Annotated in this window: 19 protein-coding genes; 6 read left to right on the plus strand and 13 right to left on the minus strand. The window is 63.6% G+C overall.

The features are described 5' to 3' along the window. Positions 1-6 precede the first annotated feature (6 nt). Positions 7-1,272: an urea ABC transporter substrate-binding protein gene (gene urtA / locus JTY93_RS02745; RefSeq protein WP_205477540.1), complete on the minus strand. Its 1,266-nt coding sequence runs from the start codon at positions 1,270-1,272 to the stop codon at positions 7-9. A 293-nt stretch (positions 1,273-1,565) separates the two neighbouring features. Here urtA and JTY93_RS02750 point away from each other — a divergent pair, with 293 nt between their 5' ends. Further along, entirely contained in the window at positions 1,566-7,304 is a 5,739-nt protein-coding gene (locus JTY93_RS02750) for a DUF4329 domain-containing protein (protein ID WP_205477541.1), read from the plus strand. After that, entirely contained in the window at positions 7,190-9,439 is a 2,250-nt protein-coding gene (locus JTY93_RS02755) for a hypothetical protein (protein WP_205477542.1), read from the plus strand. Before JTY93_RS02750 ends, JTY93_RS02755 begins: the two co-directional genes overlap by 115 nt. 8 nt (positions 9,440-9,447) lie before the next feature. Here JTY93_RS02755 and JTY93_RS02760 read toward each other — a convergent pair whose 3' ends face one another. From JTY93_RS02760 to cbiE, 12 genes are all read right to left on the minus strand, one after another. Then, positions 9,448-10,458 (minus strand): FecCD family ABC transporter permease, encoded by a 1,011-nt coding sequence (locus JTY93_RS02760; protein ID WP_205477543.1) that lies wholly within the window; start codon positions 10,456-10,458, stop codon positions 9,448-9,450. Further along, a complete protein-coding gene (locus tag JTY93_RS02765) occupies positions 10,455-11,402 on the minus strand; it encodes an ABC transporter substrate-binding protein (RefSeq protein ID WP_205477544.1) in 948 nt (315 codons plus the stop codon). The genes JTY93_RS02760 and JTY93_RS02765 overlap by 4 nt, the downstream gene beginning before the upstream one ends. Next, positions 11,399-12,187 carry an ABC transporter ATP-binding protein gene (locus JTY93_RS02770; RefSeq protein ID WP_205477545.1) on the minus strand — a complete coding sequence of 263 codons (789 nt, stop codon included), beginning with the start codon at positions 12,185-12,187 and terminating at the stop codon, positions 11,399-11,401. Before JTY93_RS02770 ends, JTY93_RS02765 begins: the two co-directional genes overlap by 4 nt. A 127-nt stretch (positions 12,188-12,314) precedes the next feature. Beyond that, the gene (locus JTY93_RS02775; protein ID WP_205477546.1) at positions 12,315-14,423 is read right to left on the minus strand and encodes a TonB-dependent receptor; all 2,109 of its coding nucleotides are present in this window, start codon (positions 14,421-14,423) and stop codon (positions 12,315-12,317) included. A 153-nt stretch (positions 14,424-14,576) separates the two neighbouring features. Further along, complete coding sequence (locus tag JTY93_RS02780; protein WP_205477547.1) at positions 14,577-15,959, minus strand: PepSY-associated TM helix domain-containing protein; 1,383 nt, start codon at positions 15,957-15,959, stop codon at positions 14,577-14,579. Between the two features lie 148 nt (positions 15,960-16,107). Next, positions 16,108-18,183: a TonB-dependent copper receptor gene (locus tag JTY93_RS02785; RefSeq protein ID WP_205477548.1), complete on the minus strand. Its 2,076-nt coding sequence runs from the start codon at positions 18,181-18,183 to the stop codon at positions 16,108-16,110. 94 nt (positions 18,184-18,277) lie between these two features. Beyond that, positions 18,278-18,700 carry a DUF2946 domain-containing protein gene (locus JTY93_RS02790; protein WP_205477549.1) on the minus strand — a complete coding sequence of 141 codons (423 nt, stop codon included), beginning with the start codon at positions 18,698-18,700 and terminating at the stop codon, positions 18,278-18,280. A gap of 19 nt (positions 18,701-18,719) precedes the next feature. Further along, on the minus strand, positions 18,720-19,202 hold the full coding sequence (locus JTY93_RS02795; protein ID WP_205477550.1) for a copper chaperone PCu(A)C: 483 nt from the start codon (positions 19,200-19,202) through the stop codon (positions 18,720-18,722). 45 nt (positions 19,203-19,247) lie between these two features. Next, entirely contained in the window at positions 19,248-19,640 is a 393-nt protein-coding gene (locus JTY93_RS02800; protein ID WP_205477551.1) for a DUF2946 domain-containing protein, read from the minus strand. A gap of 102 nt (positions 19,641-19,742) precedes the next feature. Next, complete coding sequence (locus JTY93_RS02805; RefSeq protein WP_169998427.1) at positions 19,743-20,066, minus strand: helix-turn-helix domain-containing transcriptional regulator; 324 nt, start codon at positions 20,064-20,066, stop codon at positions 19,743-19,745. A 115-nt stretch (positions 20,067-20,181) separates the two neighbouring features. Continuing rightward, entirely contained in the window at positions 20,182-20,907 is a 726-nt protein-coding gene (locus JTY93_RS02810) for a cobalt-precorrin-6A reductase (protein WP_205477552.1), read from the minus strand. Beyond that, entirely contained in the window at positions 20,904-22,109 is a 1,206-nt protein-coding gene (gene cbiE / locus JTY93_RS02815) for a precorrin-6y C5,15-methyltransferase (decarboxylating) subunit CbiE (RefSeq protein WP_205477553.1), read from the minus strand. The genes JTY93_RS02810 and cbiE overlap by 4 nt, the downstream gene beginning before the upstream one ends. 111 nt (positions 22,110-22,220) lie before the next feature. Between cbiE and cobG the strand changes: the two genes are divergently transcribed. From cobG to cobJ, 4 genes are read left to right on the plus strand one after another with little or no spacing between them, the layout of a single operon-like run. Then, positions 22,221-23,525 carry a precorrin-3B synthase gene (gene cobG / locus JTY93_RS02820; protein ID WP_205477564.1) on the plus strand — a complete coding sequence of 435 codons (1,305 nt, stop codon included), beginning with the start codon at positions 22,221-22,223 and terminating at the stop codon, positions 23,523-23,525. Continuing rightward, positions 23,518-24,144 carry a precorrin-8X methylmutase gene (locus tag JTY93_RS02825; RefSeq protein WP_205477554.1) on the plus strand — a complete coding sequence of 209 codons (627 nt, stop codon included), beginning with the start codon at positions 23,518-23,520 and terminating at the stop codon, positions 24,142-24,144. The genes cobG and JTY93_RS02825 overlap by 8 nt, the downstream gene beginning before the upstream one ends. After that, positions 24,141-24,875: a precorrin-2 C(20)-methyltransferase gene (locus JTY93_RS02830; RefSeq protein ID WP_370694595.1), complete on the plus strand. Its 735-nt coding sequence runs from the start codon at positions 24,141-24,143 to the stop codon at positions 24,873-24,875. Before JTY93_RS02825 ends, JTY93_RS02830 begins: the two co-directional genes overlap by 4 nt. After that, entirely contained in the window at positions 24,875-26,512 is a 1,638-nt protein-coding gene (cobJ, locus tag JTY93_RS02835; RefSeq protein WP_205477555.1) for a precorrin-3B C(17)-methyltransferase, read from the plus strand. The genes JTY93_RS02830 and cobJ overlap by 1 nt, the downstream gene beginning before the upstream one ends. Positions 26,513-26,738: the final 226 nt, after the last annotated feature.

Below are 26,738 nucleotides of genomic sequence, written 5' to 3' on the forward strand. Positions count from 1 at the left end.
TGGGGCTTAGTTGCTCTTCACCGCGTGATCCGGCTTCTTGTCATTGCCAGGGATGTACGGGCTCCACGGCTGGGCGCGGATCGGTCCTTCGGTCTGCCACACCACCGAGAACTGGCCGTCCGACTGGATCTCGCCAATCATCACCGGCTTGTGCAGGTGGTGGTTGGTCTTGTCCATGGTCAGGGTGTAGCCCGACGGCGCGGCGAAGGTCTGGCCGGCCAGGGCTTCACGCACTTTGTCGACGTCGGTGGACTTGGCTTTCTCCACGGCCTGCGCCCACATGTGGATGCCGACGTAGGTGGCTTCCATCGGGTCGTTGGTCACGGCCTTGTCGGCACCCGGCAGGTTTTTCGCCTTGGCATAGGCTTTCCAGTCGGCTACGAACTTGGCGTTGACCGGGTTCTCTACCGACTGGAAGTAGTTCCACGCCGCCAGGTTGCCCACCAGCGGCTTGGTGTCGATGCCGCGCAGTTCTTCTTCGCCTACCGAGAACGCCACCACCGGAACTTCGGTGGCTTTCAGGCCCTGGTTGGCCAGTTCCTTGTAGAACGGCACGTTGGAGTCGCCGTTGACCGTGGACACCACGGCCGTCTTGCCGCCCGCCGAGAACTTCTTGATGTTGGCGACGATGGTCTGGTAATCGCTATGGCCGAACGGGGTGTAGACCTCTTCGATGTCCTTGTCGGCCACGCCTTTGGCATGCAGGAACGCGCGCAGGATCTTATTGGTGGTGCGTGGGTACACGTAGTCGGTGCCCAGCAGGAAGAAGCGCTTGGCGCTGCCGCCTTCTTCGCTCATCAGGTATTCCACCGCCGGGATCGCCTGTTGGTTGGGCGCCGCACCGGTGTAGAACACGTTGGGCGACATTTCTTCGCCTTCGTACTGCACCGGGTAGAACAGCAGGCCGTTGAGTTCTTCGAACACCGGCAGCACTGATTTGCGCGACACCGAGGTCCAGCAGCCAAACACCACCGCCACCTTGTCCTGGGTCAGCAACTGCCGGCCTTTCTCGGCGAACAGCGGCCAGTTGGACGCAGGGTCCACGATCACCGGCTCCAGCAGCTTGCCATTCACGCCGCCCTTGGCGTTGATCTGGTCGATGGTCATCAACGCCATGTCCTTGAGGGACGTTTCGGAAATGGCCATGGTCCCGGACAGCGAATGCAGGATGCCGACCTTGATGGTCTCGGCGGCCTGGACAGTCCAGGTCATGCCCATGGCGGCAATGGATGCCGACAGAGTGAAAGCCTTGATCAAGCTGCGACGCTTCATGGTGTGGTCCCCGTGACGTTTATTTTTCTGATAAGCAGATGTGAACGCTAAAGGGCTATTTGCAAAGGCTGTGCCCGATAGCCGAACGCCCGGTTTTACGGGGCGGCACGTGCCGGCGGGCGTGGGTGCGCACCAATAGCGGGCGGCCTGGCGGCGTCGGTGCAGGCAATGCGCCGAAAGAGTGCCAGGGCGCAGGGCCCCCTAACTATGCAGCGCCATGGAGCGGGTGCATGGGAGGACGCTTTGCCAGGGTTTGCATCCGCAAGCTCACTACAAGCGATCAAGGGAGTGTCATGGAAGAACAACGATCCAGGGAAATACGGGCTGCGGTAGCGAAGGCCGCGAAGTATCAATACAGCCCAGCGTTTATCACGGCCGATGATGCCGCGCGGTATGTCCACGAACGCATTGGCAACAAGCGTGACGTGGAATACGGCAGCGTCATTTTGCAAAGGTTGTCGGATCAGCGGATTTACGCCACGCAGCCGATTCCCGGCAAGGCGGCCACGTTTGACTTCGAGCTGTTGCTGGAGCGCGGCGCAGGCAATTCATTTGTGGAACCGCCTGGCTATAAGTTGGTGGGCGGGATTCACTCGCACCCCCAGCAATTTGACTTCTTGAAGCGCTCAAACCCGCGCTATACCGATCGGCAGGTGCGGGTCTTCAACGATTTTTTTTCCGAGCGGGACGTGGTCTTCAATCACTACGAAGGGCGATCACTGGTCACCGCCTATCTATCGGGGCCCAACGGCACGCTACTCAAGTACCTGCCCAGTTTCTCCGAGGCCGAGCGGCAGTTTGTCGACTGGCTCGATGACGTCAAAACGGCCCTGCCCGCCCATGGTCATGACGGCACCCTGGAGGGTTACATCAAGAAGCTGGCATCGCTGGGGCGCTTGTCCCTGCTGCTGGCCAGTGATGACTGGGGCGGCGCTGCGGGGTTGATTGACCAGAGTTGGCAGCCTTATCTGCCGCTGGTCGAGCCTCAAGGCACGGTGGCGTGTGGCCCGCTGTTCCAGGATGTGACCAAGGCGCTGAACGCGGCCCAGGTGCGCATGCGCCGCAAACCTGAACTTCGCCAGATGGCCATGCTGCTCAAGCATGAACAGCGCAGTGAATTTGTCGCGACACAGGCCCTGGCATTGGGCGCCGCAGAGCTGGTTCCGGCCGATAACCGGTTGCCTTCGCTGGCGGGCGGCCCCTTGTTGCCGGAGGGGTTTCATGTGCACGGTTTCTTCTACCTGTCGCAACCGGTGCTGGCGCAGACGCCCAGCATACAACCCTGGTTGTACCAGCAGTTTTTCAGCCCCGGCGAGCTGGCGGCCTACATTGCCAAGGCTCGTCGCTACCAGCAGGCACCGACCTCTGCACTGGGCATTTCCCTGTACCTGCGGACCAAGGACGACGCGCTGCTGCGTTACCGGTTCAGCGGCTCGCCGGCAGAAACGCAGTTGTTCAAGGAGGATGATGCGGGTGGGGTGTCCGACCAGGGGATTCAACAGGCCCTGGAGCGCGGAACGCTGACGCCTGCTCAGTTCGTGGCGCGGGTGGCTGCTGCGGGTGAGTTGAGTGTGGAGAAAACCAGTGCACTGTGGGACGTGGAGGGCGTGGTCGAGAGCAACTGGACGCCCTTTGCGAGTTTCCCGCAAAAGGCGCTCACCCTGAGCCAGCCCTTTGCCTCCGCCGATGAGGCCGCACTGTACGCCCATGCCCAGGTGGGGGGCCGTCGTGGTCGTGAATATGGCGCGCTGATTCTCAAGCAGGCCGACCATCGTTATGTGTTGACCCAGCAACTGGAAACACCCGGCAATCCATACGCATTCCAGGGGTTTTACCCTTGGGAGCCGTACTCCAAGCAATTGGCGCTGCCCGATGGTTACCAACTGCACGCCTGGTTCGGCTCCCACGTGGCGCCCTCGTTGTTGAACCTGGATGCCCAGGCCCGGGCGAACTGGTCGAGTGATGAGGTGGATGTGTATGCCCAGGGTTTCACTGCCGAGGAAGCCTATCGGATCCACCAGTTGCAAGTGCCGGGCTACCTGTCCGGAGCCAAAGACAGCCTGATCGTCCTGGATACCCGTGGTGCGAAGAGCAGCGAATTCCTCGGCTTTTTCGAGGCGCCCAGGGGCGGCAGCCTGGTTGCCCGGAACCTGGCGGACGGCACCTACAAACCCGCCGATGCCATCCGTACGCTGGCAGAGGTCAGCCATTTGCGCGTAGTGAAGGGCAATAGTTTGTGGGGCCCGGCTGGATCAATCGACAAGCACTGGGTGCCCTTCAAGGACCGGGCAACGCCGGGTACAACGGTGCCCCTGCCTGCATTGAGCCCGGCTTTTACTCAAGCCGATGACGCGGCGTTGTGGGCGCACCGGCGCATCGGTGCACGGCGTGACCGTGAGTACGGCGGCGTCATCCTGCGCAACCTTCAAGGTTACTTTTTTGCCACCGAGCCGGTCAGTGGCCAGGGGCTTGAGTTCGACATCCGCGACGTCCTCAGCACCCGCGAGGATGGCAGCTTCTTGCCGATTGCCGGCTACCGTCGTGCCGGGCTTTATCATTCCCATCCTGCGGATTACCAACAGGTTGCCAGCGCCAACCCGGATATGTCCGAGCAGCAGGTGAGGGTTCATCTGAATTTCTTTTCCCCATGGGATGCCGCTGGGGATATCGCCTTTCAGCACAACTTTGCATTGTCATACTTGTCGGGTCCCGATGATTCCCTGGTGCGCTATCGCCCCAGTGGGTCATTCGCCGAAGCGCAATACGCCAAGTGGATTTTTGGCACGGTCAGCGACGCGCAGTGGGGGACGGATGGCTCGCTGGAAGGCCATCTGAAAAAATTGCTCGAGGTGGGTGAGTTGAGTTTTGTCACCAGCAATCCGTTGTGGGGCGGCTCTCGAGGGGTAGTTCCGCAGAACTGGGAGCTCTATCGGGCGTTCGCTGCGCCAGCGCCGAGGTTGTTGCCGCTGTTGTCCCACGTCTGCGCCACGGTCAGCGATGCCATTGCGGCGGGCGTGGCGCTCGGTACCGGCCCAGGGACGGCCTGGCGCCTTGGGCTGGTGCTCAAGCGCGACGGCAAGGACGAATTTGTCGCGACCCAGGCCCAGGTGCTCGACGAACCACGCTTTTACGTGAACCACCTGTTATCCACGGATGCGGACGGCAACTACCTGCTGCCGGACGAGCACCGCATCGTCGGGTTCTACTGCGAGTCACCTGCCGAACGCAGCCGGCTGGCCATGCATCAGCCCTGGCTGTACCGCAGCTTTTTTGCGCCGCAGGCGTTGGGCAGCGCGGCCCAACAGGCGGGCCTGATTGCCAACCTGCAGGTGCCGGAGCAGCCGCTGGGGCTCTATCAGCCAACCGCAAGTGGGGCGCTGTTGCGCTATCGGTTTGGCTTCTCGACCGCAGAAACCGAGCTTTTTGGCAGTAGCCCCGAGGCCGATAGCGCTTTGCTCAAAGGCAGCCTCACCCCCCAGGAGTATGTGCTGCAGGTCGCGGCCGTCGGTGAGCTGACGGTGCTGGCCACCAACCGGATGTGGGACCGGGCGGGTGTGGTCACGGCTGCGTGGCGCCCGTATGCCGATATCCCACTGGTGACAGTGGGGCCGGCGTTCACCCAGCCCGACGACGCTGCGCGCTGGGCGCACAATCAGATCGGCACCCGGCGTGACAAAGAGTATGGCGGCCTCATTCTCAAGCGTGGCAACCGCTACTTCGCCACGCATCCGGGCAGCGGTGCCCATGCCATGTTCGATTTCTACACGATCCTGGCGGCCGATGAGCAGGACAACTTCATCGCGCCCCATGGCTACGAGTGCCACGCGCTCTACCACTCGCACCCGGCCGACGCCGGTCAGATAAGGCAATTGAACCCCGGCTTCACCGACGACCAGGTCGAGTTGTTCAACAGCTTCTACTCCAACGCCGACCAGGTGTTTGTCATCACCCATCGTCACTTCGCTCGGGTGCATTACCTGTCGGGGGCGGTCAACTCGCTGCTCAAATATGTGAGCAGCGGCTCGGCCGAGGAGACAAACCTCGAGGCTCAACTGACAGGCACGCAGGCGGTGGTGCCGTTCACCGCGTTCGAAGGCGCTGTCTGGCGGTTGGCGCAAGCCGGCGAGTTACACGTGGTGGTGCCTTCACCGGTATGGGGCGGTGTACGCGGCAAGGTGCCTCAAGGCTGGACCTTGCGCAGCCCCGTGAACAGCGGCGGGGCCGCGCAGGCGCAACCGTTCTTCACGCCCATGCTGAGTACCGCGCAAGCTGCGGTGTTGGTTGCCTTGAGTGCGACTGCGGGGTTGCGTCAGACGGGCTATCAGGGGGTTGTCCTCAAGCACCTGACGGCTTTGACCTATATCGCCACCGAACCCACGGCCCTGGGCCCTTCGTTGACCGGGTTGTTCCCGCTGCGCAATAACGGCCAGCCGCGGCTGCCCTCCAACTATCGCCTGGTGGGCTTCTATTACTCCCCTGCACCGATGGCGGATGCGCCCTTGCCCGCCACGGAGCCCTGGCTGTACAAGCGCTTTGTCAGTCCACAGTTGCTGGTCACGGCGATGAATCAGGCGGCCGGCACCCAGAGCCTGCAGATTGCCGACCAGGGCTTGAAGCTGTTTTTGCACACCGGCGACCGGGCGCTGTTGCAATGGCAAGCGCCCGACGCCAAGGCGGCCACCGAATTGTTCAGCGTGGCCACGGACGGCACGGTGACGGATAACGGCAACCAGGCCGCCTTGATGGACGGCTCGTTGTCACCCCGGGCGTTTATGCGTCGGGTTATTCGTGCGGGCGAGCTGACGGTGCTGCAGGTCGGCCAGCTCTGGACCCAGCGGGGGGTGTTGTATGACGGTGAAACCCTGCCGCTGGGTGCCAAGGACCAGAGCATCGACGCCACCTTCCTGAGTGCCGACGATGCCGCGCGGCATGCCCACGAACGCATCGGCGTACGGCGTGATATGGCCTTTGGCGGCTACATCTTGCGGCTCCCCGATCAGCGCTTTGCATTCACCGAACCGGTACGTGTCCAGGGCGATGGATTTGCCGGGGACTTGCTGCTGTCATCGGCCGATAACGGGCTGCTGGTGCCGCCGGCCGACCATGTCATCCATGGGCGCTACGCCTCCCATCCACCGCTGTCCCAGGCTGAGCTGGAGCGTTGGCGGCGCCTGGGGTGGACACTGACCGACCTTGAAGTCAGCGCCTCGATGTTCAGCGATCAGGAAATCCGCTCGGCGATCCTCTCTGGACTGCCTGCGTACTTGAGCGGGACGCCCAACAACCTGATCTGTTACCAGCCCAGCGGTTCGCAAAAGGAAGCGTTGGTACTGGCCAACACCCGTCGAGACCCTGGGGTCGATAACTACCGTCTTCGCCTGGAGCGCGGTGCGCTCAAGCCACAAGACATCGTCACTCGCGTGGCGGACGCGGGTGAACTGCGGGTGCTCGCCCACACCCTGTTGTGGGGCCCGCGCCTGCGGGTCTATGACGACTGGACACCGAATTTCGAATACGCCGAGGTGGCCCCGCAAACGCCGTCCTTGAGCGCCATTTTCACCAGCCCGGACGCTGCGGCGATCAATGCCCATAAGCGCGGTTATGGACGAAACCTGGCGGCCCAGGGGTGTACGGCGTACTTGCTCAAACACCCGCAAAAAAGTGAATACGTGGTCAGCGAACTGGCGCCCGAGGCCTCCAATGCCTGGTTGAGTGACTCGTCCATCGGTGCGGCCTACCTGGAGGGGGGGGGGTTGCCCATGGTTTCGTGCTGGCCGGGATGTTCTATTCCCAGCAATGGCTGCCCAGCGGCCTGCCTTCCACCGAGGCCTGGCTGGCGCGCTTTTTCGCGACCCCGCAATTGCTGCAACGGGCCGAAAAAGACGCCCGCTCTTTGCCCCGCGCAGGCTCCAGCGACGTGTTACCGGTTTATCTGTCGACGCTTGAAGGCGCGTTACTGCGCTATCAGCCGCCCGCGACCTCGCTGTTCAGTGGCGGCGGCAATGGTGACGAAGTCAGCGTACAGGGCATGAGTCTGAGCAGCGGCACCCTGGATATTCGCCGTTATGTTTCGTTGATGGCCAAAACCGGTGATTTGACGGTGCTGTATTCCAGTCAATGCTGGGACCGCCGGGGGCCGGTGAGCAAGGAGCCTTCGCAGTGGCGACCCTACGCGCACTTTATCCGCCGCCGTCTGGGGCCCGTGTTCAATGAACAGGATGACGCGGCTCGGTATGCCCGTTCCCGTCTGCCGGCCAGCAATGGTGGGCGACTGTTCGGCGGCCTGATCCTCAAGCGCCCGGACGGCCTGTTCGTTGCCACGGAACCTGTGAGCGTGCCCCGCGAAGATTTCGAGCACACCTGGATTTTTCCCGACGAGATGGTGGCCGTGGGTGGCTTTCCCGCAGCCCATACGCTGGTGGCACGCTATCGTTCAAGCCCGGGGCGCGAACTGCCGTTTACCCTGGACGCCGCGCAGCGGGACATCTACCGCAATATGCTCTCGACCCGGGTGATCAGTGCGGTGCTGAACACCGCCCATGCCAACCTGAGCCGTGAATACCTGTTCGGCGCCGACGCCAGCATCATCAGTTACAGCCGCAGCGACTCGGCGCTGGAAACGGCCCTGAAGAATGATCTGCAGCCCCTAAACCTGGTGCGCGAGGACCGCCTGGAAAACAAGCTTGAGCAACAGATCCGCGCTGGAGAACTCACGCCAGAAGCGTTTGTCCAGCGCCTGAGCAAGGCCGGGCTCCTGCGCGTGGTGGACGGCAGCGAGGTCTGGGGCCCGCCGAGGTTACTCCAGGGTTTTGTCCCCAATGCTTATCGCGCGCCTGGAATCTTGATCGAAAATGCGCTGGCGGATCCTGCCTTCAGTCCGGTGTTTGCCCAGGAGCAGGCGGCTGTGCGCTACGCCCATGAGCGCTGCCAATACGGGCCGGCGTTGCAGTTCGGCTACGTGTTCAAGGATGCGCGTAAAGATCAATACATGGTGACGATGCCGTTGGTGCGTAGCAGTTATTGGAAGTTCGAGCAGGTGTTTCCAAGCGGCCTGCTGCCCCAGGGCTATGTCATGGAGGGCCTCTATCTGTGTGCCGCCCTTGAAACCCTGACCCCCTTGCAAGACCCCCATGAGCGGATGATTCATTCGCCCCTGGACGTCGACAACGGCATTCGCTTTGCCCGTCATGGCGTGAAGGGCAAGCGGCTGGCGTTGTACCTGTCCTGCCCGGAGGGGGCGCTGCTCAGGTATCAGTACCTGCAAACGGATGAGGAACAGGACGATCGCAACCACTTCCCGATGCTTCGCCAGCAACTGCACCAGGGTAAGCTCACGCTGCTGGGTTATGTGCAGGAGCTGGCTCGTTTCGGCAACCTTGATGTACTGGTCGAGGGCTCGGTCTGGGCGGGGACGCGGCGTATCACGCCCGGCTGGCAGCCGGGATCGGGAGAGGGGTTCTTCGATTTCCCGATGCTCTGCGGCCCGTTGTTCTCCCATGCCGATGATGCCGCCCGCTACGTGCAGCGTCGGCTGTTGACGCGCGGGGGCCACAACTATGTGGCGGCCGTCCTGGCCAATCCGAACAACTCGTCGTTTATCGCGACCCTGCCGTTGTGGCCGGGGCTGGATGCGACACGTCTGTTCCGCCTGTTTTACACCGGGCGTTCGGGGCCGGTGCAACCGATCTCGCAGCCTGCGAGCGGGCCGATACCTTATCCGGACTTTCCGGTTCTGTACCGGGTGGTGGGCGCGCAGTTGGCCTATAGGGATTCGGCGCCTGTCGACAGTGCTGATTCCAGGGATGAGGTGCTCATCAGCAACTTTATCGAGCCATCGTTCCTGGCCTATTTCATCCGCGTTCTCAAGGCACAGTCAGAAACCACGACGAGCCTTTACCTGGTTACCCGGGGTGGCGCGCTGTTGAAATACGTACCGGGTTTTTCACCCCTGGAAAACCAGCTGATGGCCACCGTGGCCAGTCTCACGCCCCTGGAGTTTCTCCAGCGTTTGACCGGGGTTGGTCAGCTGTCTGTGCTCGACAGGGATACCTATTGGCACAACGAAGGGCTGATTTCCGAGGTGCAAAAGGACAGTCGCAATGGGGTGCAGACCGACGCTCCACTGATTGACGAACCCCTGCAACTGCGCGACCGCGACGAGCTGTAAGCGAGTGCTCAGCGCTTGCGCATCAGGCCAATGAAAAACAGCCCACCGATCGCCGCCGTGGCCACGCCGATAGGCAGATCCTCGGGGGCGATCAGGGTGCGTGCAGCGACATCGACCCACACCAGGAACAGGCAGCCCAGCAACCCGCAGACCGGCAACAACCGTCGATGCTCGGCGCCCACCAGGCGCCGCGCAATGTGCGGCACCATCAGCCCGACAAAGCCGATGGAGCCGCTGACGGACACCAGCACGCCGGTCATCAGCGACGCAATCAGGAACACCTTCAGGCGTACAGTGCGCGCATTCAGGCCCAGGGTGACGGCGGTTTGTTCGCCGGCCATCAGCGCGTTGAGTGGGCGCGCCATGCCCTGCAGCAAGAGCAACCCACACAGCACCGCCACAGCGGGAATGGCCAGCAGCTCCCAGCGTGCCAGGCCCAGGCCGCCAAGCATCCAGAACATCACCGCCGACGCCGCGCGATGGTCGCCCATGAACAGCAGCAGGTTGGCCACCGCCATCATCACAAACGACACCGCGACGCCGCACAGCAGCAGGCGATCACTTTCCAGGCGGCCGTTGCGACTGGCCACGGCCAGCACCACGAGCATGCTCAACAGCGCGCCGATAAACGCGGCCAGCGGCAGGGTCAGCAAGCCGATGAGCTGACCGACATGCAGCACCACGATCACCGCGCCCAACGTGGCGCCGGAGGTCACGCCCAGCAGGTGAGGATCAGCCAGCGGGTTGCGCGTCACCGCTTGCAGCACCGCGCCGATCAATGCCAGGCCCGCGCCCACCAGGGCGCCGAGGAGCATACGCGGGACGCGGATCAGCCAGACGATATGTTCCTGGCCGGCGCTCCAGCTCACCTCGCCGATGCCCATTGCCTTGTGCAACAGAATCCGCCACACCACCTCCAGCGGCACCCGCGCCGGACCGAACCCCAGCGACACCACGCAAGAGACCAGCAACAACGCGCCAAGGGCAATCAGCAGCAGGGCATAGCGGCGCTCGATCATTGGCCGTGGAACCCCTTGGCCAGGGTTTCAACCGCCAGCACGTTGTCGATGCCCGGCGTGGCCTGCACGTAGGGAATCACGATAAAGCGCTGGTGCTTGATGGCGTCCACCGATTGCAGCGCTGGGTTATCCAGCAAAAACTGCTGCTTCTGCGCGGCGCTGATTTCGCTGTAGTCGACGATCACGATCACCTGTGGGTTGCGCTCGACCACGGTTTCCCAGTTGATGCGGGTCCAACTGGCATCCACGTCATCGAGGATATTGCGCCCGCCCGCCGCCGCGATCAGCGCTTGCGGCATGCCCAGGCGCCCGGAAGTCATGGCGCGGTCTTCGCCACTGTCGTAGAGAAATACCCGGGGCTTTTCCGCCGGCAGGTTTTTCTGCACTTGGGCGACCTGTGCCTGCATCTGTGCGATCAAGGCATTGGCGCGGTCCTGCACGTCGAAGATCTTGCCCAGGTTGCGCAGGTCGTTATAGGTGTCATCCAGGGTCGCGGCCGGGCGCTTCATCACAAACGCACAGGACTCGGTGAGCTCCAGCACATTGATGCCCAACGGTTGCAGGGTTTGCGGCGTGAGGTCGCCGCCTACGCGCATGCCGTAGTCCCAGCCGGCGAAGAAGAAATCGACGTTGGCATTGAGCAGGGTTTCCACCGATGGGTACTTGCTCGCCAGCTCCGGCAGACCGTCGAGCAACTGGGCCATTTGCGGGGTCACGGCTTTCCAGCCGGTCACGCCGCTGTAGCCGACCATGCGCGACTTGAGCCCCAAGGCCAGCATCATCTGGGTCATGTTGATGTCGTGGCTGACGGCGTGTTCGGGCGCCTGGTTGAACGTCACCTCGCGGTTGCAGCTCTGGATTTTCAGCGGGTAATGGGTCGCTTCGGCAAATGCCTGGGCAGTGCCCAGCAGCAGGGCGAGGGAGAGCAGGGAGCGCAGGATCATGGTTGGGTTATCCAGGTGATTCGAGGGTAGCCGGACAAAGGATGGGTATCGATCAGCGCCTCGACACCGAAGACCTCGCGCAGCAACTCGGCGGTCAGTACTTCGTGGGGCGTACCGCTGGTGACGATGCGTCCGTGGTTGATCACGTACAGGCGATCACAGAAGGCCGCCGCCAGGTTCAGGTCGTGGATGCTGGCCAGGGTGCCGATCTGCAAGCGCTTGACCAGCTTGAGCAGCTCAAGCTGGTAGCGCGGGTCGAGGTGGTTGGTCGGCTCGTCGAGGATCAGCAATTGCGGTTGCTGGGCCAGGGCGCGGGCGAGGATCACCCGTTGTTTTTCACCGCCGGAAAGGGTGGCGAAGGCGTGGTCCTCAAAGCCCAGCAGGCCGACGGATTCGAGGGCCTGTTGAATCAGTTGGCGGTCGTGCGGCGTATCGCTGTCGAACAACCCTTTGTGGGGTGTGCGGCCCATGGCGACCACTTCATCGACCCGCAGGCCGAAGGCATCGGGGAATTCCTGCAACACCACGGCGATGCGCTGGGCGCACCAGCGTGAAGGTTGCTTCCAGACGTTCCGGTGATCGAGGTGCACTTCGCCCTGTTCGGGTTTGCTGAACCGATAGGCGCAGCGCAACAGGCTGGTCTTGCCGCTGCCATTGGGCCCGATCAGCCCGACAAACTCCCCGGCGCCCACCTGCAGGCTGGCATCACGCAGGTGGAACTGGTGATGGCAGTGGCCGTGGCCCAGGGGGGACCAGGCGAGGTGGTTGAGGTGGAGTGTGGGCATCAAATCTCTCTAGTCAAACAGCGATCCAGTGTGGGAGCGGGCTTGCCCGCGATTGCGGTCTGTCAGTAAATGCATCTTTGACTGATCCGCCGCTATCGCGGGCAAGCCCGCTCCCACATTGGGGGGGTTAGAAGGTGTAGTCGGCCGTCACAAAGAACGAGCGCGGCTCCCCCAGTATCCATTGCTGGCCGTCATTGTATTGGCTCACGGCATAGGTGCGGTCGAACAGGTTATTCAATTGCAGGCCCAATGTCGTGTTGCGCAGGGCTTTCCACGAAACGCTGGCATCGACCACGGTGTAGCTGGGCAGCTCGTTCTGGTTGGCCATGTCGGCGTAACGCGCATCCACATAACGCACGCCGGCACCGGCGCGGATGTCTTCGGTCACGGCCTTGCTCAGCCACAGGTTGGCAGTGCGGCGCGGCACGTCCACCGGGCGATTGCCATCGCGTGAAACCTGTACGCCGCCGACATTCTGCTGGAAGTCGTCGTACTGCGCCCGCACGAGGGCTGCATTGGCTTGCAGTTGCCAGGCATGGGGCAGTTGCAGGTCGAGGCTGGCTTCCAGGCCGTCCGAAGATTGCTGGCCTACCTGTTGTTTGTATTGCGGGTTGCCCGGCACATCGGTCAGCAGTTTCTTTTTGACGATATGGTAGGCCGCCAGGGTCCACTCGCCGCGCTGGTCCCAGAAGGCCTGCTTGATACCGATCTCGGTCTGCTTGGCAGTGGACAGGTCGAACGCTTGCTGGCTTGAGCTCAGGGAGATCAACCCGCCGACGCCATCGGTGCTGGTGGCGTACTGGCCGTAGACCGAGGTGTCTGGAGTGATGGCAAACACCAGGCCGGCCTTCCAGTTGTTGCCGGTCAGGGTCCTGTCGCTGCGCTCACCGCTGCGCAGTTCATCGCGGTCCAGGTGCACGTAGTCGCGACGGATGCCGGTGATCAGCGAGAGCTGGTCGGTCAGTTGCAGGCGGTTTTCGGCAAAGCCTGCGAACTGCTTGGTGGTGGTGGCGAACAGCGGCAGGAACGGATCGGCACTTTCAAAAGGGGCCTGGGCCGGGTGTTTCACATCGATGGGCTGGCCTGTGGGTACTACGTCGTTGAACGGTGAGTTGCTGGCCAGGCGAAAGCGAATGCGGTTGTATTCCACGCCGGTCACGGTCTGGCTGTCGAGGCCGAACAGGGTGTGCTTGAAGGTGAAGGTCTGGCGATCGCCGACCTGCTCCTGGTTGTGCTTGATGCCAAAGAACCCGCTGCGGGTCAGTTGCCCGGCGCTGAAGTTGTAGTTCTCGGCGTTCTGCCAGCGGCGCTGGGCCTTGAGGTAGTACAGCTCGTTGCGCGCGCTGACGGCATCGTTGATCTGCCATTCGCTGCTCAGGCGCGTCCACTGGTCGTTGTAATGCTGGGTGTCGTTACTGACGTTGTAGTTCTTGTCGCGCAGGCCCTTGTGCAAGTGGCCGTTGAGCAGCGGTGTACCAAAGTAGTTCTGTGGGCGCTGGTCGCCGTAGTCGTGGGCCAGGGTGAAACTCAGGTTGTCGGCGGCCTGCCAGCGCAGGGCGCCGCTGGCAAAATCGCTGGCCGAGTCGCCACGGTCGATAAAGCCATGGCTGCGCAGGCGGTTGAGGTTCAGGCGATAGCTCAGGGTGTCGGTCAGCGAACCGCCGCTGTCCAGGGCTTGTTGCTGGCGATCATAGGAGCCGTAGCCCAGGCGGATGTGGTTTTCGATCTCGCCAGTGAAGGGCTTCTTTGAAATCGTGTTGACCACTGCGCCGGTGGCGCCTTCACCGTACAGCACCGAGGCCGGGCCGCGCAGCACGTCCACGCGCTCGACCGCCCAGGTGTCGACCGGGAAGGTCGAGGTGCCCATGCCGTTGTACAGGCGGTTGCCGTCATACAACTGCATCACCGAGCCCTGGCCGGTAAAACCACGGGCTTGCAGCGAGGTGCCGCCGTCGCCCGGGGTGCCGGTGCGGCTGATGCCGGTGGCACGGGAGATTGCGTCCTGCACACTGGCGTCGCCCCGTTCGCGGATCTGCGTGCCGGTCTGGCTTTCGACACTGCCGGGGGTTTGCAGGGCGGTGAGGCCCAGGCGCGAACCGGCGGTGGTTGGAGTGCTCAGGTCGATATATTCGCTGTCCACCGCCGGGGCGGTCACGGGGCTGGCGGGCAGGGTCAGGGCCTGGGCGCTGTTTTGCAAGGCAAGCAGGCACAGGCCGCTGGCAAGGTACTTGTTCATCGGACGACAGATCGCTTCTTCGAGACGATACTCGCCGCTGGGCGCGGCGAGTGGGGACGGTGCAGTAAGTGTTATAAGTTAACACTTCTTACGTTTGGGATGAAAGCCCGCGTAAGACTACATAACGTCTCTATGTAGGGCATCTCGCCTACCTCATGCAGAAGATGAGGCCGACTCACGTTGCTTGAAAAGGCGCGCCAGCACCAGCCGATCCAACACCCACACCACCAGCAACGACGCGCCGACCAGCGGGAAAATGATCGCCAGGGCCAGCATGATCACCATGGCGGTTTTCCACTTCGGCAGGTCATGGCGCAATGGCGGAACCCCCAGGCCACCCTGTGGCCGACGTTTCCACCAGATCACCACGCCGCTGACCGCACTCAGCAGAATCATCAGGCACACCAGCAGCACAATGATCTGGTTGACCACGCCGAACATCTTGCCCTCGTGCAGCATCACCCCGGACTCGGTGACCCGCGCTACGGTGTTGTAGTGCTGCCAACGCACATCGGCGAGGACCTTGCCGGTGTATTGGTCCACATGCAGGGTCGCGTCATTGCGCGGGTCGTTGGCGAACACGGCGATGGTGAATACGCCCGTGGCCGTGGTCGGGAAGGTGATGCTGTAGCCCGGCTCGACCTGGCGTGCGGTGGCCAGGTCCACCACCTGTTGCAGGCTGATCGAGGGCGCGGCGGGGCCGTGGTGCATGCCGCCATGCTGCATGTGTTCGGCATGCTCGCCGGACACGGGCATGGGGGTGTTTTCCATGGCCCAGGGCACGGTCTGCTGCGTCGCGGTGTTGAGGCTGCGGGCCTGTTGATCGGACTGCGGCACGTCGTTCCACATCGCCGCCGGGAAGCGGTTCCACAGGTCGGCGTACTGTTTGCCCCAGAAGCCGGTCCAGGTCATGCCGCTGAGGATCATCAGCAGCAGAAACGCCGCGCCCCAGAACCCGGTGACGGCATGCAGGTCGCGCCAGAACAGGCGCCCGCGACTGCCCAGGCGCGGCCACAGAATCCCGGCAGCAGAGCGACCGCGCGGCCACCACAGGTACAGGCCGGACACCACCAGCATCACCCCCCAGCCGGCGGCGAGTTCAATCAGGCGATCGCCCGTGGTGCCGATCATCAATTCACCATGCAACGCACGAACGATGGCTTGCAGGTTGTAGGTCGCGTCCTGCTCGCCGAGCACGCTGCCGCGATAAGGGTCGACAAAAACAGTCAGCTCGTTGCCTGCGTTGTGCAGGACAAACTGCGCGCTGCTGCTGGCGTCCACGGGCGGCAGGTATTTGCTGAGGGTGGCGTGTGGATAGGCGGCCTTGGCCCGCTGCAGTTGCTCGTCGGCGCTGAGGACGTGCGCGGCAGGTTGCACGTTGAGCAGTTGGCCGTACATCAGCGGGTCAAGCTGGGGCTTGAACAGGTAGATGATGCCGGTCACTGCCAGCAACACCATGAAGGGGGCGACAAACAGCCCGGCGTAGAAATGCCAGCGCCAGGCCAGGTTGTAGAAGGAAATCTTTGGAGGGTTCATCAGGGTGCTCCGCAAGGACGTTATTTTTGTGCATGACGTGTAGGGGCGAGCTTGCTCACGAAAAGCCTGAAGTTGCCGCGTTGAGTCTGATTTACCGCGTCATCGTTCACGTTCTTCGCGAGCAAGCTCGCTCCTACAACGGTTGTGGCTAGAAGCTCATGTCGACCTTGGTCCAGAGCGTGCGCCCCGGTTCATTGATGGCTTGTGGGTCGTTGGCCGGGTAGCCGAACCCGGCGTTGCCGGCCAGGTTCAGGTGCTCGGCGTAGGCCTTGCCAAACAGGTTGTCGACGCCGGTGCTGACCTTGAAGTTTTTGTTGATGCGGTACGCGGCGTTAAGGGAGAACACGCCAAAGCCACCGCTCTTGGCGAAGTCCTTGCCGACCACGTTGCCTTTGTTCTGATCGATGCGGTTCTGCGCTGCGACCACACGCCACAAGGCGCCGGCACTCCAGTCGTCTTCGCTGTAGGTCAGGCCGAAGCGCGCATCCAGCGGCGGCATTTGCGGCAGGGCCTTGCCGTCGCTGCTGTTCTTGCCCCAGGCATAGGCCAGGGTGGCGTCGGCTTTCCAGTTGGAGGTCAGCTTGTAGGCGGCGCCCAATTCACCGCCCATGATCCGCGCATCGATGTTCTGTGCCTGGGAAGTCATGCCCATCATCCCTGGGGTGTAGTTGAACAGGATGTAGTCACGCACCTGGCCGACATAGCCGGAGGCCCAGGCTTCCAGCTCGGCTGTCTTGTATTGCAGGCCGAAGTCCAACTGCGTGGTTTTCTCTGGCTTGACCGCATCGAAGGCATTCAGCGAACCCGCTGGGCCCTTGCCGGGGGAGAACAGCTCCCAGTAGTCCGGGAAGCGTTCGGCGTGGCCGAGGCCGGCGTAGAGGGTCGTCGGGCTGTCGGCCAAGTCATGTTCATAACGTACGAAACCGGACGGCAGCGTGTCGGCACGGGTGTCGCCGGCGGTAGGGTTGGCGCGGCTCATCATGCCGCTGCCGGTGCGCTGGCGGTAATCCTTGGCCGAGGCGCGATCCAGGCGGGCGCCGGTAATCAGCCGGTCGTTGTCGGCGGCGTACCAGGTCAACTCGCCAAACACGCCATAGTTATGGAAGTCGGCGTCCTTGTTGCGGGGCAGGTTCTTGTAGGTGTCGACACCCGCGCTGCTGCGCTGGCGGTGCTCGTTGGTCTGGGCGTCGATGCCGCTGATCAGTTGCACGTCGGCCCAACGCCAGGTGGCCTTGATCCGCGCGCCGAGGGTGCGGCGGTCGACGTTGGATGCCATGGGCCCGGCCATCATCCCGGTGCCCGAGGGCGTGCGCAGGCTGTAGTTGTCCATCACATGGTCGGCGTAGTTGTAGTAGACCTGGGCTTCGACCTTGTCGAGTACCTCGCCGATATTGGACTTCTCGAAACGCAGGCCGAGGCTTTCGCGCAGGAACTGCGAGCCATCCATGCCACGTCCGGCGTAGCGCGCTTCACCATCGCCACGGCCGGCGGTGAGTTCCAGCAAGGTGTCGGCGTCCGGGGTCCAGCCGAGGGCGACGTCGCCATTCCATTTGTCGTAGCGTGAGGCGACGGTGTCGTGGTTGCCGTCCTTGTAGTCATCGGCGTGGGCCTGGTTGCCGATCACGCGGATATACCCCAGCGAGCCACCGGCGGCGGCATCCAGCACTTTGTCGAAACGCCCGTTGGAGCCGGCGAGGATGCTGGCGTTGACCCGCGTGCCCAGTTCGCCGAACTGCTCCGGCTCGCGGTCGAACAGCACCGTGCCGGCCGAGGCGCCAGGGCCCCAGAGTACGGTTTGCGGGCCTTTGATCACGGTGAGCTTGTCGTAGGTTTCCGGTGAGATATAGGAGGTGGGCGCGTCCATGCGGCCAGGGCAGGCGCCGAGCATCATGCTGCCGTTGGTGAGGATATTCAGGCGTGAGCCGAACATGCCGCGCAGCACCGGGTCGCCATTGGTGCCGCCGTTGCGCACCAGGGCGAAGCCTGGGATGGTCTTGAGGTAGTCGCCGCCGTCACTGGCCGGCACCGGCTGGCGTGGGTCCTTGGGGTTGGTGACGATGGTCAGTGGGGAGCTTGGGGCAACGCCGGTAATCACCGTCGGGCTGAGCTCGTTGTGGTGTTCGGCGTGGTCGTCGGCATACGCCTGTGGGGCCAAGAGTGCGCCGCACAAAACGGCGAGCACGGGGGTACATCCCATACGGGTGTCAGCAGGAAACCTGGACATGAAAAATTCCATCAATCAGTCGTAAACAACACGGCCAGCAGCCTGCGGCTGTCTGTGTGAAGGCGGCCGTGCGAAGTTGTGTGTTATTGGCGGTTTACGACTGACTGGGCGGTGCGCGGCTGCGCGCGCCAGGGAAAATGCTCTGCCGGGCATGGCCCAGGCGCGTTGCAGGGGTGAGGGCGTTGGCCGGTGGTGGGGTGCCAAGGGCCACGAATGAAACACTGCCCGGCAGGGCCGGGCAACTGAACAACAGGCTGCAATAGCCGCATTTCTCCCACATGACGTGGTCGGCGGCGGGAGTCTTGGTGTGCTCGGCGGGATGCTTTGGCGCGGCATGGCAGGTGTCGTCCATGGACATTTGCATGGACATGCCGGCGTGATGATCCATCGGCATCGCTTGGGAAATCAGCGGTCCGATAAAGATCATCAGCATGGCGAACAGGCTGATCCAGCTGCCGCGCGCCAGCTTCAGGGGCTGGCGGCGGCGCGTGGTTGACCTGTTGGCGGGAGCACCCATGGGGAGCGGCCTGGGGTGATTACTGGGCGTGCTTGTGCTCGTGGCCGGCCATCGGCGGTACTTTTTGTACCGAGACTTCCACTTTTACCGGCCCGGCCTTTTCGAAGTTCAGGGTCAGGGGGAAGTGCTGGCCGTCGCGCAACTGGCTGCGATCCTTAAGGTCCAGGAGCATCACGTGATAGGCCATCGGTGCGAAGGTCAGCTCGCCCTTGGACGGCACGGCCACGCTGAGCACCTGTTGCATTTTCATCAAGTCGCCCTGCATGACGTGTTCATGCAGCTCGGCCTTGGCCGCTACTGGCGTATCGACGCTGAGCAGGCGGTCCGGGGCGTCACCCTGGTTATGGATCACAAAGTACGCGGCCACCGTCTGCGCATTGGGCGGCAATTCCTGGGACCAGGGATCGCTGACCAGCAAGTCGCCGGCCTTGTAGTCCTCGGCATTGGCAGCACTGAACACAGGCAGCAGCAAGGCCGCCAGAAGCAGGGAAGATTTGAGCATGGCAGTTCTCCAGAACGATTCAAACGCAGTTCAATTGCGAAGTGATCAAACGGCAGGAGAGGCGCGTGGGTTGAGGCTCGGCCATTGCTGGCGCGGAGTCGGGGCTTGCAGGGCGGGTGCTGGCAGGCCAGGGGCCGGGTCGATCCGTGTGAGATACAACTGCGGCACATGCCCCAGTGCCAGCAGCGGCGGCGAGCCCGAGCAGCACCAGCAATGCTGCATGGAGGAATGCTCGTCCTGCTGCGGCGCCGGTATATCCAGCTTGCCCAGGGAGATCGCCACCAACTTGCTGCCATTGGAGGAGCAGAAACTGCCCCACAGCAATTGCTCTGCAGGGCTCTGACCCTGCTGCATCGCCCCGGCCATCGGCATGGCAAACGCGTTGAACAGCACTGCAAGGCAGGCGATCCAGGCAAATGCAAAGCGTTGACGGGCCATGGCGGACAATCCGTAGGGTTAAGCGATCAGGTGGGTATTTAGCCTGATCGGGGGGCATAAGTAAAAAGTGGCGGTGTGGTTTGGTGTCGCAGTGATGTCAAGTTATGCGGCGGGAACGCCATGAACCTGCATATCAACGCCAAGTCCTTTTCGCAGTACCGCAAAAATCGCAGCCAGGTTATCCATGCTTGGGTTGCCATGGGCCGAAAGCATGCGATGCAAGCTTTTGCTCGGTTTGGCCGTCTCCCTTGCCAAACTCTCAAAACCTACAGTGGCGTTGACCAGGTCGCGCAGAATGATGCGGGACAATTCTGGCTCACCGTTGAGAAATAGCGTAGCAGCCTCGTCGAGGAGTGCCTGGGCAAACTCTGGGTCGCGCTGAGCGGCTTCGGCAATCGTGAGTTTATAACTGCGGGTAAGTGCCATGCTGGCTACCTCTTTTGTTCCAGTTTTTTGTCGCGTTTATATTCCTCAATCTCAATCATCGCTCGCCCCAAAGGTAACAAATAGGTTACTAATCAAGCAAGCGGGTGATCCTGACTTATTGAGTGAAACTTGCCAACGCTGTGAGTGTTTCTTGGGGCGTCAAAAACTCCCGATCCACCCCCGCCAACACCGGCCGCTGCAAGACCAGCACCGGCACGCCGAGCTCGCGGGCCACTTGCAGCTTGGGTTCGGTGGCGCTGCTGCCGCTGTTCTTGCTGATCAATACATCGATCTGCCGGCGTTCGAACAACGCCCGTTCATCCTCGAGCAAAAACGGCCCACGGGCGCCGATTACTTCGCAGCGTTCGTTGCCGGGGTAGGTGTCCAGTGCGCGCAAGGTCCAGAACTGCCCGGCGGGGATTTCGTCGAGGTGTTGCAGCGGTTCGCGGCCCAGGGTGAACAGCGGGCGTTGGAAGGGTTGCAAGGCCTCGATCAGCCCGGCCCAGTCGCGCACTTCGCGCCAGTCATCGCCAGGTTGTGGCTGCCAGGCGGGGCGGCGCAGGGCCCAGCAGGGGATATTGCACATTTGTGCGGCTTGGGCGGCGTTGGCGCTGATCTGTGCGGCGTAGGGGTGAGTGGCGTCGAGGATCAGGTTGATGTTTTCGGCGCGGACAAACTGCGCCAACCCCTCGGCGCCGCCGTAACCACCGACGCGCACCCGACATACTAGGTCGCTGGGCACCCGGCCGACCCCGGCCAGGCTGTAGATATGGCGCGGGCCCAGGGTGCGGGCGATGGCCAGGGCTTCAGTCACGCCGCCCAGCAGCAGGATGCGCTTCATAGCGGCTTGATCACTTCCAGCAGGGTGATGGGCAGCGCCTGGCGCCAGGTGTCGAATTCGCCCAGGGGCTGGGCCTGGGCCACATGGATGCGGGTCAGTTCGCCGCCGTGTTGTGCGCGCCAGTTCATCAAGGTCATTTCACTTTGCAGGGTCACGGCATTGGCCACCAGTCGCCCACCCGGGCGCAGGTGTTGCCAGCAGGTGTCGAGCACGCCGTCGCGGGTCACACCGCCGCCGATGAAGATCGCATCGGGCGCTTCCAGCCCCGCAAGGGCCTGGGGCGCGCTGCCGCGAATCAATTGCAGGCCGGGCACGCCGAGGGCATCGCGGTTGTGTTCGATCAACTGCTGGCGACTGGCGTCGGCTTCAATCGCCAGGGCGCGGCAACTGGGGTGGGCGCGCATCCATTCGATGCCGATGGAGCCGCTGCCCGCGCCCACATCCCACAGCAGTTCGCCGGGGCAGGGGGCAAGGCGCGCGAGGGTCATGGCACGCACGTCGCGCTTGGTCAGTTGGCCGTCATGCTTGAAGGCCGCATCCGGCAGGCCGGCCAGGCGCGACAGGCGTGGGCTATTGGCGTCGGCGAGGCAGTCGATGGCGACGAGGTTCAGCGCGGCAATCGGCAGGTCTTGCCAGCTTTCGGCGTTGCCATCAATGCGCCGTTCAGCGCTGCCACCGAGGTGTTCAAACACACTCAGACGGCTCGGGCCAAAACCGCTGTTGCGCAACAGTGCGGCGATAGCGGCCGGGCTCTGGCCGTCGTTGCTCAACACCAGCAAGCGCACACCGCTGGCCAGATGGGCATTGAGCGCGGCCACCGGGCGGGCGACTACCGACAGTGTCACCACATCCTGCAGCGGCCAGCCCAGGCGTGCTGCCGCCAGCGACACGGATGAGGGCGCCGGCAGGATCAGCAGCTCATCCGCCGCCACCTGCCGCGCCAGGCTGGCGCCGACGCCGTAGAACATCGGGTCGCCGCTGGCCAGCACGCATATCGGCTCAAAGCGCCGCGCCAGCAGCGGTTCCAGGGAAAACGGGCTGGGCCACAACTCGCGCTCAGCGCGGATGCACACCGGCAGCAAATCCAGTTGGCGCTGGCCGCCAATGATACGAGAGGCGCGCAACAGAGCATGCCGGGCATTTCTGCCCAGGCCCTTGAAGCCGTCTTCACCGATGCCTACTACCGTCAGCCAGGGCGACATATTGATTCCTTGAACGACATCCGACGGGCAGGCTTTTCATGCCGCCGGACAAAGCAGGCATAATACCGCGCCTTTACCCGTGAACCGGTAGCCCCCGTGAAGCCACTTCCTCTGTCCAGCAGCAAACGCCCCTCGGGTTGCCCGGGGTTGCTGCGCATTGTCCAGGCGTTGGATGGCGGGATTTGCCGGATCAAATTGGCCGGTGGGGCCATTAGCGCTGCGCAGGCCTTGGCCGTGGCGCACGCCGCGCAGGCTTACGCCGGCGGGGTGATCGAGGCGACCAACCGCGCCAACCTGCAGATTCGCGGCATTGGCCCGCAGCATGATGGCTTGATCACGCACCTGCTGGACGCGGGCCTGGGCCCGACCACCGCCGGCGGCGATGACGTACGCAATGTGATGCTCAGCCCCGGCGCTGGCATCGACCGCGCCATGCTGCTGGACACCCGGCCCCTGGCGGACCAGATCCTCGCCACCCTGCAAGCCCATCCACGGTTTCATGAGTTGTCGGCCAAGTTCGCCGTGCAACTGGATGGCGGTGAGGCCCTGGCGATGCTCGAACATCATCACGACCTGTGGTTGTCGGCCTATGCAGCGCAGGGCCAGACACTGTTGGCGTTCGGCCTGGCCGGCTGCCCCGCGCGCGACCTGCCGCTGGCCGCTGTCCCCGTGGACCAAGGGCATGACCTGGTCGTCGCGGTGCTGGAGCGGTTTCTCGACCTGGCCCGGCCCGACCAGAACCGCATGCGTGACCTGCTCACGCAAACGTCTGTGGATAACGTTGTCGGGCGTTTGCACCTGCCCTTGCTAGCCGCCGATGGCTATCGTCGCCGTGCCAGTGCGAGCAGCTTGCGCCTGGGGACTTATCCACAGCGCCAACCCCAGCTGTGCTACGTGGCTGCGGTCACGCCATTGGGGCGGCTGGACTCGGGCATGCTGCGTGGCGCCGCGCAACTGGCCCTCGACCATGGCGACGGCACATTGCGCTTCACCCCGTGGCAGGGCTTGTTGCTGCCCAACCTGGCGCCGGACGCCGCGACCCGCGTGACTGAAGGCCTGGCGCAGTTGGGCTTTCTTTGTTCGGCTGACCAGGCCCTGGCGCGGATGATTGCCTGCACCGGCTCCAGTGGTTGCGCCAAGGCCCAGGCCGACACCAAGGCCGACGCCTTGCACCTGGCCACGCTGCTCCAGGACCACGGCCAGGGCCTTGACGTGCACCTGTCTGGCTGCCCACGCACCTGCGCTGCGGCGCACATTGCCCCGGTCACCTTGCTGGCGGTGGGCGTTGGGCACTACGACCTCTATTTTCGCGATGCAGGCCAGCCGGGTTTCGGCCGCCTGCACGCGCACAACCTTTCTATTGAAGCGGCGGGCGCCGTGTTGCGTGCCCGTCCACGGAGCAACACCGATGATTGATTACATCCGCGACGGTCAGGAGATCTATCGCAACTCCTTTGCGATCATTCGCGCAGAGGCCAAGCTTGATCGCATCCCGGCCGACCTGGAAAAACTCGCCGTGCGGGTGATTCACGCCTGCGGCATGGTCGAGGCCATCGACGGTCTGCAGTTCTCCGAAGGCGCCGGCAAGGCCGGGCGTGATGCCTTGGCCGCTGGCGCGCCGATCCTGTGTGATGCGCGGATGGTCTCCGAAGGCGTGACCCGGGCACGCCTGCCGGCCAACAACCCAGTGATCTGCACATTGCGCGACGACAGCGTGCCGCAGCTGGCGCTGGAGTTGGGCAACACCCGTTCCGCTGCCGCCCTGGAACTGTGGCGCCCGCACCTTGCCGGCAGTGTGGTGGTGATCGGCAATGCGCCCACCGCCTTGTTCTACCTGCTGGAAATGCTTGATGCCGGCGCACCCAAGCCGGCGCTGATCCTCGGTTTCCCGGTGGGTTTTGTCGGCGCCGCCGAGTCCAAGGCGATGCTCGCCGCAGACAGCCGTGGCGTGCCGTTTGTGATCATGCAGGGCCGTCTGGGCGGCAGTGCGATGGCCGCTGCGGCGGTCAACGCCCTGGCCACGGAGGTCGAATGATGCAGGCGCGTGGACGTTTGATCGGCCTGGGCGTCGGCCCCGGCGACCCGGAACTGATCACCCTCAAGGCCCTGCGCCTGCTGCGCGAGTCGCCGGTGGTGGCTTACTTCGTCGCCAAGGGCAAGAAAGGCAATGCGTTTGGCATTATCGAAGAGCATCTGGTGCCCCAGCAGACGCTGATGCCGCTGGTGTACCCGGTGACCACCGAAGCCTTGCCGGCGCCGCTGTCCTATGAGCAGGTGATCAGCGATTTCTACGACGCCGCCAGCGTCGACGTGGCCGCGCACCTGGATGCCGGGCGTGATGTGGCGGTGATCTGCGAAGGCGACCCGTTCTTCTACGGCTCCTACATGTACCTGCATGACCGCCTCGCCGAGCGCTACGACGCCCAGGTCATCCCCGGCGTGTGTTCGATGCTCGGCGGCGCTTCGGTGCTGGGCGCGCCGTTGGTGTATCGCAACCAGAGCCTGTCGGTCTTGTCCGGGGTGCTGCCCCATGACGAACTCAAGCGGCGCCTGGCGGATGCCGATGCGGCGGTGATCATGAAGCTGGGGCGCAACTTCACCAAGGTGCGCCAGGTGCTTGAGGAACTGGGGCTGGCCGGGCGTGCGCTGTATGTCGAGCGCGCCACTATGGCCAACCAGAAAATCGTCGCGCTGGATCAGGTCGAACCCATGTCGTCGCCGTATTTCTCGTTGATCATCGTGCCGGGTGAAAGGTGGCAAGGGTGATGACGCCGGCGATCGTAATCCTCGGCCAGGGCAGCCTGGCCACGGCCCGCAGTATCCAGCAGGTGTACCCCGGCGCGCAGATCCACGGCTTGGCCGGTCGGGTGGACGTTGCAGACCAGACCTACAGCGAATTTGGCGCGACCCTGCGCCAGTTGTATCAGCAGGGCACGCCGATCATTGCCCTGTGCGCGGCAGGCATTGTGATCCGCACGTTGGCCGCACTGTTGCTGGAAAAAGGCGAGGAGCCTGCGGTGCTGGCTGTCGCTGAAGACGGCAGCGCGGTGGTGCCGTTGCTCGGTGGCCTGGGTGGGGTCAATGGCATGGCGCGGGAAATCGCGGCGGCCCTGGGCGTGGCTGCCGCGATTACCACCAGTGGCGAGCTGCGTTTTGGCACCTGCCTGCTCAACCCACCCCAGGGCTATCAACTGGCCGACCTTGAACTGGGCAAGCGCTTTGTCTCGGATCTGCTGGCCGGTGAGCAGGTGCGTATCGAAGGCGCGGCACCGTGGTTGGACCAGGCCAATCTGCCGCAGGATCAGCAGGCGCGCCTGAGCATCCATGTTGGCAGTGCCGAACGTGCGCCAGCGGCCAACGAGTTGCTGATCTATCCGAAGAACACCTGGGTCGCCTGCCGCCCGGGCGCCGAACTGGCTGCACGGGTTCGCCAGGCGTTGCGGCAGGACGGCATCGCTGTGCAGTCGCTGGCATGCCTGTTGGCCGATGAGGCCGACATGGCCAGCGGCCAATTGCATGAAGCGGCGCTGGAACTGGGCGTGCCACTGCGGTTCTGCGCGTTGGCGGCTGGGCCGGATATCGTCATCCATTGCGCTGCTGCGCCGGTGGACCTGGCGCAACTGGGCCGCCCCCGTGGCCGTCTCGCCGTGATCGGCCTGGGCCCTGGCGCTGCCGAACTGATGGTGCCGGCGGTCAAGGCCGAACTGGCGCGTTGCACCGATGTGCTGGGCTACGAAACCTATGTGCGCATGGCCGGGCCGTTTCGTGCCGACCAGGTGCAGCACTGCACCGACAACCGAGAAGAGATGCAGCGGGCGCGGCACGCCTTCGAGCTGGCGGCCCTGGGTCGTTCGGTGGTGGTGGTGTCTTCTGGCGACCCTGGTGTATTCGCCATGGCTGCGGCGGTGCTGGAGGCGCTGCATGAGTCCAGCGACCCGGCCTGGCAGCGGGTCGAGCTGGAAATCCTGCCGGGGGTCTCGGCCTCCCTCGCCACGGCGGCCCAGGCGGGTGCGCCGCTGGGGCATGACTTCTGCGTGATGTCGCTGTCGGACAACCTCAAGCCCTGGTCCATCATCGAAAAACGCCTGGACCTGGCATGCCAGGCCGACCTGGCCCTGGCGTTCTACAACCCCATCTCCCGTTCGCGCCCATGGCAATTGGGACGCGCCCTGGAAATCGTCGCCCAGCACCGTGTCGCCGCAACGCCCGTGGTGTTGGGGCGTGATATTGGTCGCCCCGGGCAGACGCTGCGCACCCTCACCCTGGGCCAACTCACACCGGACCAGGTGGACATGCGCACCATGGTGCTGATCGGTTCGTCCACCACCTGCGCGTTCCCGCGGCTGGGCGGTGGTGAGTGGGTATACACGCCGCGCTGGTACGGTGAGAGGCCAATCTGCTGATGCAACAGCGGCCCCGCAAGGGGGCCGCTGCCGGGTATGAAAAGGCCAGCCCCCCGCGGCGACATTTCCGTATCCAATGGGGCTGTTTCGACACACCAGTCACGGTTTCTCGCCTTACCGTTACAGAAAGCAAACCTGCGCTTTATCAGGCTTGGCGCCCTGCCCAGTGTTTGCGGGAGCTGGCGCTGACGGGTGTTTTTTGCGCACGGCTTTCTGCTCTGCCCAG

The sequence above is a fragment of the Pseudomonas hygromyciniae genome, assembly GCF_016925675.1.
Classification (GTDB): Bacteria; Pseudomonadota; Gammaproteobacteria; order Pseudomonadales; family Pseudomonadaceae; genus Aquipseudomonas; species Aquipseudomonas hygromyciniae.

What these genes read in the sequence shown, in the direction of transcription:
- urtA (WP_205477540.1), bottom strand. Translation starts at nt 1,272, where the DNA reads ATGAAGCGTCGCAGCTTGATCAAGGCTTTCACTCTGTCGGCATCCATT.
- JTY93_RS02750 (WP_205477541.1), top strand. Translation starts at nt 1,566, where the DNA reads ATGGAAGAACAACGATCCAGGGAAATACGGGCTGCGGTAGCGAAGGCC.
- JTY93_RS02760 (WP_205477543.1), bottom strand. Translation starts at nt 10,458, where the DNA reads ATGATCGAGCGCCGCTATGCCCTGCTGCTGATTGCCCTTGGCGCGTTG.
- JTY93_RS02765 (WP_205477544.1), bottom strand. Translation starts at nt 11,402, where the DNA reads ATGATCCTGCGCTCCCTGCTCTCCCTCGCCCTGCTGCTGGGCACTGCC.
- JTY93_RS02770 (WP_205477545.1), bottom strand. Translation starts at nt 12,187, where the DNA reads ATGCCCACACTCCACCTCAACCACCTCGCCTGGTCCCCCCTGGGCCAC.
- JTY93_RS02775 (WP_205477546.1), bottom strand. Translation starts at nt 14,423, where the DNA reads ATGAACAAGTACCTTGCCAGCGGCCTGTGCCTGCTTGCCTTGCAAAAC.
- JTY93_RS02780 (WP_205477547.1), bottom strand. Translation starts at nt 15,959, where the DNA reads ATGAACCCTCCAAAGATTTCCTTCTACAACCTGGCCTGGCGCTGGCAT.
- JTY93_RS02785 (WP_205477548.1), bottom strand. Translation starts at nt 18,183, where the DNA reads ATGTCCAGGTTTCCTGCTGACACCCGTATGGGATGTACCCCCGTGCTC.
- JTY93_RS02790 (WP_205477549.1), bottom strand. Translation starts at nt 18,700, where the DNA reads ATGGGTGCTCCCGCCAACAGGTCAACCACGCGCCGCCGCCAGCCCCTG.
- JTY93_RS02795 (WP_205477550.1), bottom strand. Translation starts at nt 19,202, where the DNA reads ATGCTCAAATCTTCCCTGCTTCTGGCGGCCTTGCTGCTGCCTGTGTTC.
- JTY93_RS02800 (WP_205477551.1), bottom strand. Translation starts at nt 19,640, where the DNA reads ATGGCCCGTCAACGCTTTGCATTTGCCTGGATCGCCTGCCTTGCAGTG.
- JTY93_RS02805 (WP_169998427.1), bottom strand. Translation starts at nt 20,066, where the DNA reads ATGGCACTTACCCGCAGTTATAAACTCACGATTGCCGAAGCCGCTCAG.
- JTY93_RS02810 (WP_205477552.1), bottom strand. Translation starts at nt 20,907, where the DNA reads ATGAAGCGCATCCTGCTGCTGGGCGGCGTGACTGAAGCCCTGGCCATC.
- cbiE (WP_205477553.1), bottom strand. Translation starts at nt 22,109, where the DNA reads ATGTCGCCCTGGCTGACGGTAGTAGGCATCGGTGAAGACGGCTTCAAG.
- JTY93_RS02825 (WP_205477554.1), top strand. Translation starts at nt 23,518, where the DNA reads ATGATTGATTACATCCGCGACGGTCAGGAGATCTATCGCAACTCCTTT.
- JTY93_RS02830 (WP_370694595.1), top strand. Translation starts at nt 24,141, where the DNA reads ATGATGCAGGCGCGTGGACGTTTGATCGGCCTGGGCGTCGGCCCCGGC.
- cobJ (WP_205477555.1), top strand. Translation starts at nt 24,875, where the DNA reads ATGACGCCGGCGATCGTAATCCTCGGCCAGGGCAGCCTGGCCACGGCC.